Source organism: Streptomyces sp. TRM68367 (assembly GCF_014495685.1).
GTDB lineage: Bacteria > Actinomycetota > Actinomycetes > Streptomycetales > Streptomycetaceae > Streptomyces.
The window spans coordinates 66,126-82,946 of the sequence record NZ_JACTVI010000023.1 but is presented as its reverse complement, the minus strand read 5'-3'; the positions used below and the strand labels follow the sequence as shown (position 1 = coordinate 82,946).

The window sequence follows — 16,821 nt, the reverse complement described above, 5'->3', positions numbered from 1 at the left end:
GATATCCACTCGCCGCGCCGGAACCCCCGCCCTACCCTCGGCTCCATGAGCAAGCCCCTCGTCGCCCTTCTCAGCGGCGCCGGTATCTCCACCGACTCCGGCATCCCGGACTACCGCGGCCCGAACGGGCTGTGGCAGCGGGATCCGGAGGCGCAGAAGCTCGTGACGTACGAGTACTACATGGGCGATCCGGAGATCCGGCGGCGATCCTGGCAGATGCGGCGCCGCAACCGCACACTTCAGGCGCAGCCCAACGCCGCGCACCAGGCGGTGGCCGAGCTGGAGAAGTCCGGGGTGCCGGTGCGGGTGATCACGCAGAACGTGGACGGGCTGCACCAGCTCGCGGGGATGCCCGACCGCAAGGTGCTCGAACTGCACGGCACGGCGCGGCGCGTGGTGTGCACGGGGTGCCACGCGAGCGGGCCGATGGAGGACGCGCTCGCGCGGGTGGAGGCCGGTGAGGAGGATCCGCCGTGTCTGGAGTGCGGCGGCATCCTGAAGTCGGCGACGGTCATGTTCGGCGAACGGCTGGACCCGGAAGTCCTCGGCGAGGCGCTCGCCATCAGCAAGGCCTGCCAGATCTTCATCGCCGTCGGCACCAGCCTCCAGGTCCAGCCCGCCGCCGCCCTCACGGGTGTCGCCGCCGACCACGGCGCCCGGCTCGTCATCGTCAACGCCGAGCCGACGCCGTACGACGACCGCGCCGACGAGGTGATCCGGGAACCCATCGGCACCGCTCTGCCCGAGCTACTGCGCGGTTTCGGCGGCTAGGGCCCCGGCACTGGATCAAAGGGTCCACAACAGCGCGGCGCCGCGTTCGAAGTCCAGCAGGCGCTGCTTGCGGTCCAGGCCGCCGCCGTAGCCGGTGAGGCTGCCGTTCGCGCCGATGACGCGGTGGCAGGGCACGATGATGCCGACCGGGTTGCGGCCGCCCGCGAGGCCCACGGCGCGGGAGGCGGTGGGGTTGCCGAGTTCCTCGGCGAGTTCGCCGTACGTGCGGGTCTCGCCGTAGGGGATGCGGCGCAGTTGTTCCCAGACGCTGCGCTGGAAGGGCGTGCCGGTCAGTCGCAGGTCGAGGGTGAAGTCCTTCAACTCGCCCGCGAAATAGGCCTGGAGTTGGCCGGCTGCCTCGTCGAAGGGAGTGTCGTCGCGGGCGCCGAAGGTCTCCTCCGGTGGTCGGTGGCGCTGGTCGGTCATGTAGAGGCCGCACAGGGCGCCGTCCTCGGCGACGAGGGTGAGCGGGCCGTAGGGGCTGTCGATGACGGTGTGCTGCTTCACTGAATGTCCTTAGACGGGGAGGAAGTTGATCGGGTGGCCGTCCGTCGCCCACAGGTACTGGACCGCGTACGCCCGCCAGGGCCGCCAGGCCGCCGCGCGGGCGGTGAGGGCGGCCGGGGTCGCGGGCAGGCCCAGATCCTGCGCGGCGCGGCGGACGCCGAGGTCGGTGGGGAGGAAGGCGTCGGGGTCGCCGAGGGCGCGCATGGCGATGACGTCGACGGACCAGGGGCCGAAGCCCGGCACCTCCAGCAGCCGGGTGCGTGCCTCGGACCAGTCGCTCTCCACCCCCAGGTGGAGGGTGCCGTCGGCCAGTTGGCCGACCAGGGTGGTGAGAGTCGTGCGGCGGGTGCGGGGCATGGCCAGGGACTCGGGGTCCACCGCCGCGAGCGCCTGCGCGGACGGGAAGAGGTGGGTGAGGCCGCCCTCGGGGTCGTCGACGGGGTCGCCGTGCGCGGTGACCAGGCGGGCCGCGTGGGTGCGGGCCGCGGCCGTCGAGACCTGCTGGCCGAGCACGGCCCGTACGGCGAACTCCGCCTCGTCGACCGTCCGCGGGACCCGCCGGCCGGGGGCCTTGTCGACCAGGGTTGCAAGGAGGGCGTCCTCGCGCAGTTGGGCGTCGATCGCGACCGGGTCGGCGTCCAGGTCGAGCATGCGGCGGCAGCGGCTGATGGCGACGGGCAGGTCGCGCAGGTCGCCGAGGGTGAGGCGGCAGGCGATGTGGTCGGGCTGCGGGGTGAGCGCCACGATGCCGGGCCCGTACGGGAGCCGCAGGGTGCGCCGGTAGGCGCCGGCCCGCCACTCCTCCACGCCGGGGACGGCGGTCGCGGCGAGGTGGCCGAAGAGGTTGTCGGGGTTGAGGGGGGCGCGGAACGGCAGGCGCAACGAGATGGCGCCCGGTGCCACGGTCTGCTTGGGGGCACGGGTGCGCAGGTCGCTCGGGGAGAGGGCGAAGACCTCGCGGACGGTGTCGTTGAAGGTCCGGATGGAGGAGAAGCCGGCCGCGAAGGCGATCCGCGCCATCGGCAGGGCGGTGGTCTCGATGAGCAGGCGGGCCGTCTGGGCGCGCTGGGCGCGGGCCAGCGCCAGGGGGCCGGCCCCCAGCTCGGCGAGCAGCTGGCGTTCGATCTGCCGGGTGCTGTAGCCGAGCCGGGCGGCGAGGCCGGGCACGCCCTCGCGGTCCACGACGCCGTCGGCGATCAGCCGCATGGCGCGGGCCACCAGGTCGGCGCGCTGGTTCCACTCCGGGGAGCCGGGGCTGGTGTCGGGCCGGCAGCGCTTGCAGGCCCGGAAGCCCGCCTGCTGGCAGGCCGCCGCGCTCGGATGGAACACCATGTTCTCCGGCTTGGGCGGCACCACCGGGCAGCTGGGCCGGCAGTAGATGCGGGTCGTCAGGACGGCGGTGAAGAACCAGCCGTCGAACCGCGCGTCCTTGGACTGGACGGCGCGCACGCAGTGCTCGGTGTCGGAGTGCATCCCCATCTGCATGCGTCCAGCATCGGCCACCGGCCCCGCCGGGTCTGGCGAGAATCCGACATCAACCTGCCGTGTCCTGCGCTTGCCCGGATCGCCAGGCCGACTCGCGCAGCAGCCGCAGCCCGTTGAGGCCGACCAGCACGGTGGAGCCCTCGTGACCCGCGACGCCGAGCGGCAGCGGCAGATGGCCGATCAGGTCCCACAGGACGAGCCCGGTGATGAACGTGCCCGCGACGACCAGGTTCTGCACCACCAGCCGGCGGGCCCTGCGGGAGAGCCGGACGACGGCGGGTACGGTGACCAGCTCGTCGCGGACGATCACGGCGTCCGCCGTCTCCAGCGCGAGGTCGGAGCCCGCGCGGCCCATGGCGATGCCGGAGTGGGCGGCGGCGAGGGCGGGCGCGTCGTTGACACCGTCGCCGACGAACAGCACGTTGCGCCCCGCGTTCTGGATGTCCCGTACGGCGTTCACCTTGTCCTCCGGCAGCAGTTCCGCGCGGATGTCGGTGATCCCGGTGGCGGCGGCCACGCGTGCGGCGGCCGGGGCGGTGTCGCCGGTGAGCAGGACGGGGGCGGTGCCGGTGAGGCGGGTGAGCGAGGCGGCGGCCGCGGCGGCGTCGACGCGGAGGCGGTCGGTGAGGGTGAGGGTGCCGACGGGGGTGCCCTCGATGGTGACCAGGACGGTGGTGCCGCCGCCCTCGGTGCCGGCGGAGACGATGTCCGGGCGGCCGCCGGAGTCCGTCACCCGGCCGACCGTCACCGTACGGCCGTCGACCAGCGCCGTGACCCCGCGCCCCGGCATCGCCGTGAAGTCCTGCGCGGGCGCGATCCGCAGACCGCGCGCCCGCGCACCGGCCACCACGGCACGGGCCAGCGGGTGTTCGCTGGGGTGCTCGGCCGCGGCGGCCAGTGCGAGCAGCGCGTCCTCGTCGAGCCCGGCGTCCGGCAGCGGCCGTACGGCGGTCACCTCCGGTTCGCCCTCGGTGAGGGTGCCGGTCTTGTCGAGGGCGGTGGTGTCGATCTCGCCGAGGCGTTCCATGGCGACGGCCGACTTGACCAGGACGCCGTGCCGGCCGGCGTTGGCGATCGCGGACAGCAGGGGCGGCATTGTCGCGAGGACGACCGCGCACGGCGAGGCGACGATCATGAAGGTCATCGCGCGCAGCAGGGCGTCGGTGAGGTTCTCGCCGAAGGCGAGCGGGATGCCGAACACCGCGAGCGTGGCGACGACCACGCCGACCGAGTAGCGCTGCTCGACCTTCTCGATGAACAGCTGGGTCGGTGCCTTGGTGCGGGAGGCCTCCTCGACCAGGGAGACGATGCGGGCGATCACGGAGTCGGCCGGGTCGCGGTCGACGCGGACGCGCAGGGCGCCGGTTCCGTTGAGGGTGCCGGCGAAGACCTCGTCGCCGGGGCGCTTGTCGGCCGGGAGGGACTCGCCGGTGATGGTCGCCTGGTCGGCCTCACTGGTGCCGTCGAGGACCGTGCCGTCGGCGCCGATGCGTTCGCCGGGCCGGATCAGCAGCACGTCACCGACGGCGAGTTCGGCGGTCGGGACCGTCTCCTCCCCGTCGTCGGTGAGCCGGGTCGCGGTGGTGGGGGCGAGGTCGAGCAGGCCGCGCACGGAGTCGGCGGTGCGGGCGGTGGCCAGGGCCTCCAGGGCACCGGAGGTGGCGAAGATGACGATCAGCAGGGCGCCGTCGAGGACCTGGCCGATCGCGGCCGCGCCGAGCGCCGCGACGATCATCAGCAGGTCGACGTCGAGGGTCTTCTCGCGCAGCGCCCGCAGGCCTTCGAGGGCCGGCTCCCAGCCGCCGGTGACGTAGGCGACCGCGTACAGGGGGCCGTACACCCACGACGGTGCACCGGTGAGATCCAGGGCGAGCCCCAGCAGGAACGCCACGAGCGACGCGAGCGCCCAGCGGGCCTCCGGCAGGGCGAGCACGCGGGTGCGGCGGCGGGGTGCCGAGCGGGCGGGTGAGGGGACAGGTGTGGGAGCGAGTGTGGCAGACACCCGACCACCATACAGGAACACATGAAGACTCATTCATCCGTTCATGCGTGATGGGTCAGTAAGATGGCGCCATGGGTCATGGAGCCGTCATTCCCGCGCAGGAGGCCGCCGAGCGCGTGCGCCTGGACGCGGACAACGTCGCGAACGTCGCCACCACGCTCCAGGCCCTGTCCACGCCCTCCCGGCTGCTGATCCTGGCGCGGCTGCGCGAGGGGCCGCTGCCGGCCACGGAGCTGGCCGCGGAGGTGGGCATGGAGCAGTCGGCGTGCTCGCACCAGCTGCGGCTGCTGCGCAATCTCGGTCTCGTGGTGGGCGAGCGCCGCGGCCGGTCGGTGGTGTACGCGCTGCACGACCACCATGTCGCCGAGCTGCTCGACCAGGCCGTGTACCACGTGGAGCACCTGCGCCTGGGGATCAGCGACGCCGCCGGGTGAGACACGGCAGCCCCGTGTCCTCCCCCGAGCGGGGAACGGCACGGGGCTGCCCTGCGGCCCGTACGGAAGGGTCTGTTTACTCCGTCGCCGTGGGCCGCCGCGAAGCCCGCATCGCGTCGTCGACGTCCCGCAGCGGGCGCAGCCGGTAGGTGTACGCGTAGTCCTTGTTCGCGAACAGCTTGTACTCGTCGTGCGTGTGCGCGCCCCAGCTGTTGTCGCCGCCGACGCCCATCTGCCGGTGGCTCACGCGCAGGACGACCTGATCGCGCGGGTCGGTCTGGTAGTCGTGGCGCACCCCGCTGGACAGGTCCTCGGGGGTGACGTACGAGGCGTTGACCTCCAGCAGCCCGTCGCCGGAGACGAGCAGGCCGTTGCCGCCGCGGTCGGTGAGGGCGGCCCAGCGGACGTCGGTCTTGTTGCCGTTCTCCTGGGGGCGGATGTAGGGGGTCCACTGGTCGGCGACGGTCCCGGAGTACACGCCGACGTCAGTGCCGTTGTTGCGGTCCCAGTGGTTCTCCTCGGGGCCACGGCCGTAGTAGTGCAGGCGGTCCAGGCGGCGCGGCAGGAACAGCAGGGTGCCGACCTCGGGGATGTACGGCAGGTTCGACGCGCCCGGGTGCAGGGTGTTGTCTACCTTGATCTCGCCGTTGCCGAAGACCGTGTACGTGGTGGTGTACGACGACTCGGCGGTGGTCGGCAGGGTGCCGCTGACCTTGATCTCGAGGGCCCGGTCGCCCAGGGCGCGCAACTTGACGTCGGTGACCTTGCGGTTCGTTCCCGCGTCGCGCCAGGTCTGGTTGCGGGTGTGCTGGCCGTTGCCCTTGTCGTTGTCGGTGGGCGCACGCCAGAAGTTCGGCACCGGGCCGGAGGTGAGCAGCCGGGTGCCCGCGGCCTCGTACGAGGTGATGACGCCGCCGCGCTTGTCGACCGTGACGGAGAAGCCGCGGCCGGTGACGGTGACGGACTCCGCGCCGTCGTCGTACCTGAGGGCCGGGACGCGCGACAGCGGCACCGGCGTCACGGCGGGGCTGCCCGCGTCGACGGGGAGCTGCTGCCTGGCCACCTCGAAGCCGGCCCGGGCCCACTTCGTGGACTCCTTGGTGGTGAAGGAGAGTTCGAGGAAGTACTCGGTGCCGGGCGCGGGGTCGGCCGGCAGGCGGAGCGGCACCGTGATCTCCTTGCTGGACAGCGGTGCCACGTCCAGCTGATCGCGGGTCAGTTTCCCTCGCTGTACGGCCTTTCCGTCCGCGACGAGCGTCCAACGGCCGTCGAACTCACGGAGGTTGGTGAAGAGGTTCTCGTTGGTGAGGGTGACGGCGCCGGGGCCGCCGGAGGCCTTGGTCGCGTTGATGGCCTGGTAGATCCGCTTGATCTCGGCGGCCTTGCCGGTGTGGCCGCGGTCGGCGGTGACGATGCCGTCCGCCACGAAGTTGCCGTCGTTGGGGTTGTCGCCCCAGTCGCCGCCGTAGGCGAGGAACCGCTTCTCGCGCGGCCGCTTCTCGGTGTGGGCGACGGTGGCGGCGTCGAACCAGAAGCGCACGCCGTCGTCGCCGGGCCCGCGCCCGTCGGAGGCGAGTTCGGCGGCGCCCAGGGCACGGGCGTAGACACGCGCCCGGCGGATGGTGCCGCTGAACTCCCGGGACGAGTTGTCCACGTCGGTGGCGAGCGCGAGGGGCGCGGTGTTGCTGCTCGGCCGCCGGGTGGTGGTCCGGGTGCCGCGGACCGTGCCGTCGACGTAGAGGGTCAGCGTGCCCGCGTCCGCGTCGAAGACGCCGGCGATGTGGTGCTCGCGGCCGGTCCAGCCGTCCGGCAGCGCCCAGCTCGCGGTGACCCACTGGCCGCCGCCGTGGATGAAGAACTCCAGGTTCTTGTCGGTCTGCTTCAGGGCGTACTGGGTGTCGCCCTTGGCGAGGATCGGCTGGTGGAAGCCCGTCACGTGCGGGGTGACCCAGGCCTCCAGGGTCAGCGAGCCGGTCAGGTCCAGGCGGGCGTCGCGGGCGAAGACCGTACCGCCGGACACGCCCTTGGCGCGGTCGAAGGTGCCGCTGGGGGCGAGTATCTCGCCGCGCAGCTTCCCCGGGCCCTGCTCGGTGAACTGCTTGCGCGTCGGGGTCGGCCAGTACAGGGCCTGGTCGACGAAGTCCCAGATCCAGCCGCCCTGCAGGACGTCGTAGCGGCGGACAAGGTCCCAGTACTTCTTGAAGTTGCCGTTGGAGTTCCCCATCGCGTGGGAGTACTCGATCATGACGTACGGCCGCTTGTCGTTCGTGTCCTTCGCGCGGGCCTCGACGCGCTGGGGGCTGTCGTACATCTCGGAGCGGATGTCGCTGATGCCCGGGCGGTCGTCGCCCTCGTACTGGATGACGCGGGTGGTGTCGTAGGACTTGATCCAGTCGTGCATGGCGTTGAACGTGGTTCCGCCGCCCGCCTCGTTGCCGAGGGACCAGATGACAACCGAGGCGTGGTTCTTGTCGCGGTGCACCATGTTCTGCGCGCGGGCGACGCACGCCTTGGTCCACTCGGGGTGGTTGCTGCCCGGGTACTCGCCGCGGATGCCGTGGGTCTCCAGGTTGGTCTCGTCGACGAGGTAGATGCCGTACTCGTCGGCGAGTTCCAGCCAGAGCGGGTTGTTGGGGTAGTGGGAGGTGCGGACGCTGTTCATGTTCATCCGCTTGCAGATGGTGATGTCCTCGACCATGTCCGCGCGGGTGAGGGCGATGCCGCGCTCGGGGTGCATCTCGTGCCGGTTGGTGCCGCGGAAGGAGACGGGCTTGCCGTTGATGCGCATCAGGCCGTCCCTGAGCGCGAACTCGCGCAGGCCGACGCGGTGCGAAAGGGTCTCGATCACCCGGCCCGCGGGGTCGCGCAGCCGCAGGACGGCGGTGTAGAGGTTCGGGTGCTCGGCCGACCACAGCTTCGGCGCGGGTACGGCCCTGGCGGCCTCGGCGGTGGCCTCCTCACCGGCCGGGACGTCCACGGGCTGCTGCAACGGACGCGACCAGACGGGGTGCCCGCCGGCGTCGTACAGCATGGTGTCGACGGTGTAGCGGCCACCGCTGCCACCGTCGTAATCGCGGACGCTCGCCGTGACCTTCAGAGCGGCTCCCTTGTAGTCGTCGCTCAGCGGGGTGTCCAGCTTGAAGTCGCGCAGGTGCACGGAGGGCGTGGAGTACAGGTAGACCGAGCGGAAGATGCCGCTCAGCCGGATCATGTCCTGGTCCTCCAGCCAGTCGCCGTCCGAGTAGCGGTACACCTCGACCGCGATCTGGTTGGTGCCGGGCCTGAGGTGCTCGGTGATGTCGTACTCGGCGGGCGTGAAGGAGTCCTCGTGGTAGCCCACGAGTTCGCCGTTGATCCACACGTAGTGGGCCGACTTGACGCCCTCGAAGTGCAGGAACGTGCGCCGTCCCGACCAGGAGCGGGGGACGGTGAAGGTACGCCGGTACTGGCCGACGGGGTTGTAGCGGGTCGGGGCGGCCGGGGGTTGTGGCTCCTCGCCCAGGCCGTTGGGGCCCCACCACGGGTAGGTGATGTTGACGTAGATCGGGAAGTCGTAGCCGTGCAACTGCCAGGCGGACGGAACCGGGACGGTGTCCCAGCGGCTGTCGTCGACGTCGGTGCGGTGGAAGTCGGCGTCGCGGTCGTCGGGGCGGTCGGCGTAGGCGAACTTCCATGTCCCGTCGAGGCTCAGCCGGAACGGCGAGCGGGTGCGGTCGGCGGCCAGGGCCTGTCTGACGTCGCCGTACGGCATGAGTGTGGTGTGCGGCGGCTCGGTGCCCAGGCGAAACACGGTCATGCCGTCGTTCCACTCCGGGGCGGCGTCCGGCGCGGCGGCCGGCGCGGCGCCGCCGGCCGCGTGCGCCGCGGTGGAGTGCGCGGACAGGGCGAGCGCGCCGAGGGCGGCGGCCGAACCCTCCAGCAGACGGCGGCGGCTGACGACCGGCGGGTGGTGGGCGGGCCGGTCGTCGGGGGATACGTGCGGATGCGGCATGACCGTTGGCCTTCCTCGATGCGACAGGGCGCTGCACGGACCGAGGGCGCGTCAGATCTTGTCCGATAGTGTTGACAAACCGAACTCGGACTCCGGCAGGGCCGTTGGTGTCGGTGGCGGCTCAACCCACCGAGGTTGTACGGAAGTTCGTGTCAGTGCGAATCACAACTGCTGGTGGCGGAGCCAACTGCTGAGCCAGGCACACCCTAGATCCCTGGCAAAGCAGAGGCAATGATCCTGTCGGACTTTGTTCGTTCCTGATTGGCTCACAGATTGCCGGAGAGTCGGCTGCCGCCCTCGGGGATGACGAGCGGGTGCCGGCGACGGGGCAGTCGATGACGGTGGCGCGCACGGTCGAGCTCGTGCAGCACCATGACGACGGTGCGGCCCTCGGTGCGGCGCGAGGGAAGGCGGCGAGGCCGGGCAGGCCCGGCGTGAGGTCGGCGCGGGCGGGGGCGGAGCGCAGCGCGTCGAAGACGTCGGCGCCGGGTGCGTGGGGGAACAGCGCACTCGGTCCCGGAGACGGCCGGTGCCCGGTCTGCGGCGCCGGTGGTGGCGCGGGCTCGGAGGGCAGCGCGATCACGACCGTGCCGCCGCGGCGGCGGCCCTCAACGTGGCTGTGCCGTACGGGCGCGCTCCGGCGGGTGTGCCGTACGCATGCGCCCGGACGGCTTCCCCGCACGAGTCCGCCCGGACGGATCAGCCGGCGAGCAGGGTGTCCATCTGGCCGACCGCCTGCTGGAGGCCCTCGACCATGCCCATCTTCGCCAGCTGCTCCATCTGTTCGCGGGAGTCGAAGACCGACCGCATCTCCATGCGGGTGCCACCCTCGTGCTCGGTCAGACTCATGCGCACGGTGGTGGTCGGCATGTCGGCGGCCGGCTTGCCGTCCTGGTCGGCGAAGCCGTCGGTGAACTCCAGGGACGCCGGCGGCGTGACGGAGGTGACCCGCCACCAGCCGCGGTGCTTCTGTCCCTCCGGACCGGTCATGTAGTAGGTGACGTCGCCGCCGGGGGTGAGGTCGTGTTCCTCCACGGTCGCCGGGTAGGTCGGCGGACCCCACCAGCGCTCCAGCTTCCGCGGGTCGGCCCACAGCTGCCAGACCTGCTCGACGGGGGCGGCGAAGTCGGCGATCAGGGTGAGGGTGAGGTTGTCGAGGTCCTGGTCGACGCTGGTGATGCTCATCTGTCCGGTCCTTCCGTGGGGTCGGTGTCCTCGGGGGCGCGGTCCTGGGCGAGCAGGCTGGACATCCGGTCCACCCGCCCTCGCCAGAGGGTTTCGAGTTCGTCGAGGGCGCGCCGCGCCGGGCCCACGGCCTCGGGTTCGGAGCGCACGAGCTGCTCCCGTCCGCGACGCTGTTTGCTGACGAGGCCGGCCCGCTCCAGCACCACGACGTGCTTCTGCACCGCGGCGAAGCTCATCGGATAGGCCGCGGCCAGGCGCGACACCGACAGCTCGTCCCGCAGGCAGCGCCGGAGTATGTCGCGGCGGGTGGAGTCGGCCAGGGCGTGGAAGACGCGGTCCACGTCCTCGTCGCTTCCCTCATCTACAACCATTTGGTTGTACGTTAGCGTGGTGGGGCGCCCGCTGTAAAGCACCTCGAAAAACGTCACACCCGGATGACGCGCAGGCCGGCCTCGGCGAAATCCACGGCGGCCTCCGCCTCCATGCCGGTGTCGGTGACCATGACGTCGAAGTCGCGGAGTTCGGCGAACCTGCAGAAGGTGTCGTTCCCGATCTTGCTGCTGTCGGCGAGCAGGACCCGCCGCCGCGCGCGCTGGCACATCGCCCGTTTGACCTCCGCCTCGGCCAGGTCCGGTGTGGTCAGGCCGTGTGCGACCGAGACGCCGTTCGTCGCCAGGAAGGACACGTCGATGAGGAACGTGCCCAGAGTGCGGATGGCGACCACGTCGACCTCCGCGAGCGTACGAGCCCGCACGCGGCCGCCCAGGGTGACGACCGTGAGCTCGGAGTGCTGCGCGAGCAGCTGGGCGATGGGCAGGCTGTTGGTGATCACCGTCAGTTCCCGGCCGGCGGGCAGCAGCTCGGCCAGGCGGAATGTGGTCGACCCGGCGTCCAGCAGGATCACTCCCTCGTCGGGCACCTCGTCCAGCGCCGCCGCGGCGATCCGCTTCTTCTCGTCCTCCATCACCTCGCCACGCGTGGGCAGGTCCGGCTCGAAGCCGAGCCGCCGCAGCGGGATCACTCCGCCGTGCACCCGCCGCAGCAGACCCTGGCGTTCCAGCAGGGCCAGGTCCTGCCAGATCGTCTCCGGGCTCTCCGAGAGGGCATCGGCCAGCCGTTCCACGCTGGCCTGTCCTTCCTCACGCGCGAGAGCCACGATCCGCCGCTGGCGTTCCTTGGCCTGCATGATGTGCTTCACCTCTTGATGTGGCAGCTCCCCGGACGCGGCCCGGTGGATCACCAGGACGCGGGTTCCAGAGGTACCGGTGTCGGAGAAAGGGACTGCTCGGCCCAGATGACCTTGCCCCGCGGGGTGTAGCGGGTTCCCCAGCGCTGGGCGAGCTGGGCGACGAGGAACAGGCCGCGCCCGCCCTCGTCGGTCGCCGTGGCCTGGCGAAGGTGGGGGGAGGTGCTGCTGCCGTCGGAGACCTCGCAGATGAGCACCCGGTCGCGGAGCAGCCGTACCTGAACGGGCCCGGCGGCGTGCCGGATGGCGTTCGTGGCCAGTTCGCTGAGCAGAAGTTCCGTGGTGAACGCGCAGTCCTCCAGACCCCATTCGGTCAGCTGCCGGACGGCGGCCTCACGGACGCCGGAAATCGCCGCCGGGTCGGTGGGCACGTCCCAGGACGCGGTGTGTTCGGTGCCGAGGGCGCGGGTGCGGGCGACGAGCAGGGTCACGTCGTCACAGGACTGGGGGCCGGGCAGGACGCGCAGCACCGCCTCACAGGTCTGTTCGGGAGCCCGGCCGGCCTGTGCCAGGGCGGTCCGCAGCCGTTCGAGGGCCACGTCGATGTCCCAGTCGCGGTCCTCGATGAGTCCGTCAGTGTAGAGGACCAGCTGGCTGCCCTCCGGCAGCTGCAGCTCGACGCTCTCGAAGGGAAGGCCGCCGAGGCCGAGGGGAGGGCCGGCCGGCAGGTCCGGGAAGTGGACGGCGCCGTCGGGGTCGACCACCCCGGGCGGGGGGTGGCCGGCGCGGGCCATCGTGCAGCGCTGGGAGACCGGGTCGTACACGGCGTACAGGCAGGTCGCGCCGATGACGTCGTCGCCGCCCGAGCGGTGCGTCTCCTCCAGGCCCAGGGCGATGACCAGGTCGTCGAGACGTCCGAGGAGCTCGTCGGGGGCCAGGTCCAGGGCGGCGAAGTTGTGCACCGCGGTACGCAGCCGTCCCATCGTGACGGCGGCGTGCAGGCCGTGTCCGACGACGTCGCCGACGACCAGGGCGACGCGCGCCCCGGACAGCGGAATGATGTCGAACCAGTCTCCGCCCACCCCGCCCGTGGCGATCTGGGTGGGCAGGTAGCGGTGGGCGGCGTCCACCGCGGTCTGTTCCGGGAGCACGCCCGGCAGCAGGCTGCGCTGCAGGGTGAGGGCGACGGTCTGCTCGCGGGTGAAGCGGCGGGCGTTGTCGACGCAGACGGCGACGCGGACGATGAGTTCCTCCGCCAGGTGCAGGTCGTCCTCCTCGAAGGGCCGGGACTCCCCGCAGCGGTAGAAGGTGGCGAGCCCCAGCGACGCCCCGCGGGTGCGCAGCGGGACGGCGATGAGGGAGTGGATGCCGTACTCCACGATCTCCCGGATGCGGCCGGGATCCTGGGCCTGCCACTCGGGTACGGCGCTCACATCCGGTTCGAGGACCGCGTGTCCCTCGGCGAAGCAGCGGGCCTGCGGCGCGGACGAGGCGAAGCTGACCCGCTTGCCGACCGGGACGAACGGCGGTTCGGCGTGGCGGGCGCCGAGCGCCGCCCGCTGCAGGGGCGCGTTCCGTACGAGCGCTTCGTCGCCGCGCAGCACGGGCTCCAGCAGATCGACCGTGACGATGTCGGCGAACCGCGGGACGACCACCTCGGCCAGCTCCTCCGCGGTGCGCGTCACGTCGAGCGTGGTGCCGATGCGGATGCTCGCGTCGTACAGCAGCTCCAGGCGCTCCCGTGCGGCCATCGCGAGCCGCCCCAGCTCCGGGTGGCCGACGGCGAGCAGCCACTCGACGGGGGTACCCGTCACCGCGCCCTCGGCGGGACCCGCCTGGCCCGGTGCCTTGTCCATCGGTGTGTCCGGTACGGCTGTGCCTGGTGGCTCGTACGGCGGGGCCGCCGCCCCTGACCGCTCCGCAGAGGGATCCCCGAGCACCGCTGCCGGTGTGCCGCCGCTGTCGTCCGGCACCGTCGTCACCCTGGGATGTCCTGGTGCGTCGCCGACGAAGCTCAGCTTGACCGCCACGCCCTCCTCGCCCGAGGTACCCGCCACGGGACGGCACACGAGCGCGGCCACGCGGCCCCCGGACAGCGGGACCTGCACCGCGGTGCGGCCCGGTGCGGAGATCAGCTCGGTGGCCTTCTCCCGCAGGGCAGTGCGGTCGCTGTCGGTGAGGGAGGACAGGGAGGCGTCGGGCGGGCCGGGCAGGCTGCGGGCCATGTCCGCCATCGCCGCCTGCACGCGGCGCTCGACCTGCAGAGCCTCCTGGAGCAGGGCGTGCTCCCGCTCCGTACGTTCCTCCAGCAGCCGCAGCGCGATGGCCTCGGCCACGCTGCGGACCCGGTCCGTCATGCCCGGATCCGCGTCGGCGCACCAGGAAGTGAGACCTACGACGCCCTCCAGGCTTCCGCCGAGCGGGTCGCGGACGGCGGCACCGACCGACACGAAGGGCTGCAGGGCGGCGACGAAGTGTTCGGCGCCGAAGACGTGGAAGTCCCGCCGCTCCTCCAGGGCCGTGGCGATGCCGTGGGTGCCGACGTACTCCTCGGTGTAGGTGAAGCCCGGTGCGAGCCGGACCGCCTCGAAGTGCTTGTACAGCGCCTTCTCACCGGACCGGCAGCGCAGGATCACACCGTGCCGGTCGGCGAGGACCACACCCACGCGGGCGCCCGCCAGCTCGGACTCCAGCCGCTCCAGCACCGGCGCCGCCACCCGGACCAGCCGGGCCTCCATGTCCAGGTCCGCGTGATAGGGAGGTTCGATCCGCTCCGGTGACACGCCCATCGAGGCGCAGCGCCGCCAGGAGTTCAGGATTGGCGTCCGCAGACTGGTCACGGCCGGCTCGCCCCGCAGGAACCGCTCCCGGTCGCGGGCCAGGGCATCGCCGGTGCCCCAGAAGTCCGTCACGAGACCTCCTCTCCCGGAGGAAGAACCCCGAACGGCTCGGCTCGGTCGGGGCCGGAGCGTGCCCGCCTCCGGGGCTCCGGTCTGCCCGGCATCGGGGCCGGGGGCTCCGGTATGCGGGGCACATCCGCTTTCTCACGATACTCCGTGCGTTCTCGAGGGATCCGAGCAGCCGGGCACCACGAGGCCCACGAGCAGCCGGAACCACGAGGTCCGCAAGCAGACCCACGGCCCGGCAGATTCACCGGCCCGCGTTCACGAACAGGCCCACGGCCGGCAGGCTCACCGGCCCGTGCCCACGAACAGGCCCAACAGGCTCACCGGCCCGTCGGCCCGGGCAGCGCCGGTGCCCCTTCGGGCACGGGGCGTCCGCGGTGCTTGGTGACGAGTACGCAGGCGGCGCCCACCAGTACGCCCGCCGCGATGGCCGCCAGATACAGGGCGGGGCTGCCGATCAGGCCGATGACCCACAGGCCGCCGTGCGGGGCGCGCGAGGTGGCCTCCACGGCCATGGACAGCGCGCCGGTGACCGCGCTCCCGGCCATGATCGACGGGATGACCCGCAGCGGGTCGGCCGCCGCGAACGGGATGGCACCCTCCGTGATGAACGAGGCACCCAGCAGCCAGGCGGCCTCCCCGGCCTTGCGCTCGCTGTCGGTGAAGAGCGTCCGCCGCACCACCGTGGCCAGGGCGAGGGCGAGCGGAGGCACCATGCCCGCGGCCATGACGGCGGCCATAACCTGCAGGTCACCGCTGGCCAGGCCGGCGACGCCGAAGGTGTACGCCACCTTGTTGACCGGGCCGCCCATGTCGAAGGCCATCATCAGGCCGAGCAGAGCGCCCAGCAGAACCGCGTTGGCCCCGGACAGGCCGTCCAGCCAGTCGGTGAGGCCACGCTGCGCGGCGGCGATCGGCTCCCCGATGACGATGATCATCAGAAGGCCCATCACCAGCGTGGACACGAGCGGAATAGCGACCACGGTCATGACCCCCGCGACCGCACGCGGCAGCCGGATCCTGCGCAGAGCCGCCACCACCGCACCGGCGAGCAGACCGCCGACCAGTCCGCCGAGGAAGCCCGCGCCGGTCGCGACGGCCAGCAGGCCGGAGACCACGCCGGGTACCAGGCCCGGCCGGTCGGCGATGGCGTACGCGATGAAGCCCGCGAGGATCGGCACCAGCATGTCGAACGCCGTGGTGCCGATCTTGAACAGCACGCCCGCGTAACCGGCCTGTTCGACCAGCCGGGACAGGTCCGTGACTTCGGGGTAGGTCCGCCCCTGCCAGGTACCGCCGTCGACCTTCACGGCGACCTCGGCGCCGCCGGTCAGGAAGGCGAGCGCGATCAGGATGCCGCCGGCGGCGACGAACGGGATCATGTAGCTGACTCCGGTCATCAGCCACTGGCGCACCCGGGTGGCCGGGTGAACCCTGGCGCCCTCGTCCGCGGGCCGGCCGGTCTCGGCTCCCCGCGCCTGTGCCGTCCCGTCGCCCGCGGATCCCCGCGCCTGTGCCGCCCCGGCGGCTCCGGCGCCCGCGCTGACGTGCTCGGCGGCATCGCCCGGACCAGCGCCCTGCGCCGTGGCGGTCGCGGCCGCCTCCGCTGCCTCCTCGGCCCGCGAGATCAGCTCGCCCGGATGGTTGATGGCCCGCTGCACGGGGGCCACCACCACGGGTTTGCCCGCGAACCGCTCCCGGTCCTGGATCTCCGTGTCGGCCGCGAAGATCACCGCGTCGGCCTCCGCCACCTGCGCGGCCGTCAGCCTGACCGCGCCGGCGGCGCCCTGCGTCTCCACCACGATGTGGTGCCCGGCGTCGGCGGCGGCCTGCTCCAGGGCCTCGGCGGCCATGTAGGTGTGGGCGATGCCAGTCGGGCACGCGGTGACGGCGACGATCCTCATCCTCCGCCCACCTCCTCGTTGACGAGATCGACGACCGTCTGCGCGTCCGGGGCATGGCGCAGGGCCTGCCGGAAGGAGAGGTGCACCAGGCGGCGGGCGAGCGACGCCAGGATGTCCAGGTGCGCGGCGTCGCCGCCGGCCGGCGCGGCGATCAGGAAGACCAGGTCCGCCGGGCCGTCCGCGGCGCCGAAGTCGATGCCGTCCGCACTGCGGCCGAAGGCGAGCGTGGGCCGCGTGACGTGGACGGAGCGGGCGTGCGGGATGCCGATGCCCCCTTCGATGCCGGTGGACAGCTGCTCCTCACGGTCCCGCGCGTCGGCGAGAAACCCGTCGAGGTCCGTGACGCGGCCGCCGGCGGCGAGCCGGGCGGCGAGGGAGCGGACCGCCTCGTGACGGTCCGCGGCCCGCAGGTCCAGATCCACGAGATCCGCGGTGATGAGGTCGGGCATC

The 16,821-nt window shown here is 72.3% G+C and carries 10 protein-coding genes and 1 pseudogene; 2 read left to right on the top strand and 9 right to left on the bottom strand.

Going from position 1 to position 16,821, the window contains the following annotated elements; translation table 11 throughout:
* Positions 1-45: 45 nt before the first annotated feature.
* The gene (locus H8R17_RS17630) at positions 46-771 is read left to right on the top strand and encodes a Sir2 family NAD-dependent protein deacetylase (protein WP_187824151.1); all 726 of its coding nucleotides are present in this window, start codon (positions 46-48) and stop codon (positions 769-771) included.
* A gap of 15 nt (positions 772-786) precedes the next feature.
* Here the strand turns inward: H8R17_RS17630 and H8R17_RS17625 are convergent, their stop codons facing one another.
* The 3 genes from H8R17_RS17625 to H8R17_RS17615 are packed head-to-tail and all read right to left on the bottom strand — an operon-like array spanning position 787 to position 4,798.
* Complete coding sequence (locus H8R17_RS17625) at positions 787-1,278, bottom strand: methylated-DNA--[protein]-cysteine S-methyltransferase (RefSeq protein WP_187824150.1); 492 nt, start codon at positions 1,276-1,278, stop codon at positions 787-789.
* A gap of 9 nt (positions 1,279-1,287) precedes the next feature.
* Positions 1,288-2,763 (bottom strand): AlkA N-terminal domain-containing protein, encoded by a 1,476-nt coding sequence (locus tag H8R17_RS17620; RefSeq protein ID WP_316959435.1) that lies wholly within the window; start codon positions 2,761-2,763, stop codon positions 1,288-1,290.
* Between the two features lie 49 nt (positions 2,764-2,812).
* Positions 2,813-4,798, bottom strand: coding sequence for a heavy metal translocating P-type ATPase (locus H8R17_RS17615; protein ID WP_187824149.1), 1,986 nt, complete (start codon positions 4,796-4,798; stop codon positions 2,813-2,815).
* A gap of 38 nt (positions 4,799-4,836) precedes the next feature.
* On the opposite strand from H8R17_RS17615, the gene H8R17_RS17610 reads away from it, so the two are divergent.
* Entirely contained in the window at positions 4,837-5,199 is a 363-nt protein-coding gene (locus H8R17_RS17610; protein ID WP_187824148.1) for a metalloregulator ArsR/SmtB family transcription factor, read from the top strand.
* A gap of 76 nt (positions 5,200-5,275) precedes the next feature.
* Here H8R17_RS17610 and H8R17_RS17605 read toward each other — a convergent pair whose 3' ends face one another.
* The 6 genes and pseudogenes from H8R17_RS17605 to H8R17_RS17580 all read right to left on the bottom strand — a co-directional run bounded on the left by H8R17_RS17605 (position 5,276) and on the right by H8R17_RS17580 (position 16,820).
* Positions 5,276-9,190, bottom strand: coding sequence for a glycoside hydrolase family 2 TIM barrel-domain containing protein (locus tag H8R17_RS17605; protein WP_187824147.1), 3,915 nt, complete (start codon positions 9,188-9,190; stop codon positions 5,276-5,278).
* A 699-nt stretch (positions 9,191-9,889) separates the two neighbouring features.
* A complete protein-coding gene (locus H8R17_RS17600; protein ID WP_187824146.1) occupies positions 9,890-10,375 on the bottom strand; it encodes an SRPBCC domain-containing protein in 486 nt (161 codons plus the stop codon).
* Complete coding sequence (locus tag H8R17_RS17595; protein WP_187824145.1) at positions 10,372-10,746, bottom strand: helix-turn-helix transcriptional regulator; 375 nt, start codon at positions 10,744-10,746, stop codon at positions 10,372-10,374. The genes H8R17_RS17600 and H8R17_RS17595 overlap by 4 nt, the downstream gene beginning before the upstream one ends.
* A 53-nt stretch (positions 10,747-10,799) precedes the next feature.
* Complete coding sequence (locus tag H8R17_RS17590) at positions 10,800-11,561, bottom strand: DeoR/GlpR family DNA-binding transcription regulator (RefSeq protein ID WP_187824172.1); 762 nt, start codon at positions 11,559-11,561, stop codon at positions 10,800-10,802.
* A 50-nt stretch (positions 11,562-11,611) separates the two neighbouring features.
* Entirely contained in the window at positions 11,612-14,473 is a 2,862-nt protein-coding gene (locus H8R17_RS17585; RefSeq protein ID WP_316959434.1) for a SpoIIE family protein phosphatase, read from the bottom strand.
* A 314-nt stretch (positions 14,474-14,787) separates the two neighbouring features.
* Positions 14,788-16,820 (bottom strand): annotated as a pseudogene (locus tag H8R17_RS17580) (fructose-specific PTS transporter subunit EIIC).
* Position 16,821: the final 1 nt, after the last annotated feature.

Coding starts and splice junctions, on each gene's coding strand:
- H8R17_RS17605 (WP_187824147.1), bottom strand. CDS start 9,190: ATGCCGCATCCGCACGTATCCCCCGACGACCGGCCCGCCCACCACCCG.
- H8R17_RS17595 (WP_187824145.1), bottom strand. CDS start 10,746: ATGGTTGTAGATGAGGGAAGCGACGAGGACGTGGACCGCGTCTTCCAC.
- H8R17_RS17590 (WP_187824172.1), bottom strand. CDS start 11,561: ATGCAGGCCAAGGAACGCCAGCGGCGGATCGTGGCTCTCGCGCGTGAG.
- H8R17_RS17610 (WP_187824148.1), top strand. CDS start 4,837: ATGGGTCATGGAGCCGTCATTCCCGCGCAGGAGGCCGCCGAGCGCGTG.
- H8R17_RS17615 (WP_187824149.1), bottom strand. CDS start 4,798: ATGAGTCTTCATGTGTTCCTGTATGGTGGTCGGGTGTCTGCCACACTC.
- H8R17_RS17620 (WP_316959435.1), bottom strand. CDS start 2,763: ATGCAGATGGGGATGCACTCCGACACCGAGCACTGCGTGCGCGCCGTC.
- H8R17_RS17630 (WP_187824151.1), top strand. CDS start 46: ATGAGCAAGCCCCTCGTCGCCCTTCTCAGCGGCGCCGGTATCTCCACC.
- H8R17_RS17600 (WP_187824146.1), bottom strand. CDS start 10,375: ATGAGCATCACCAGCGTCGACCAGGACCTCGACAACCTCACCCTCACC.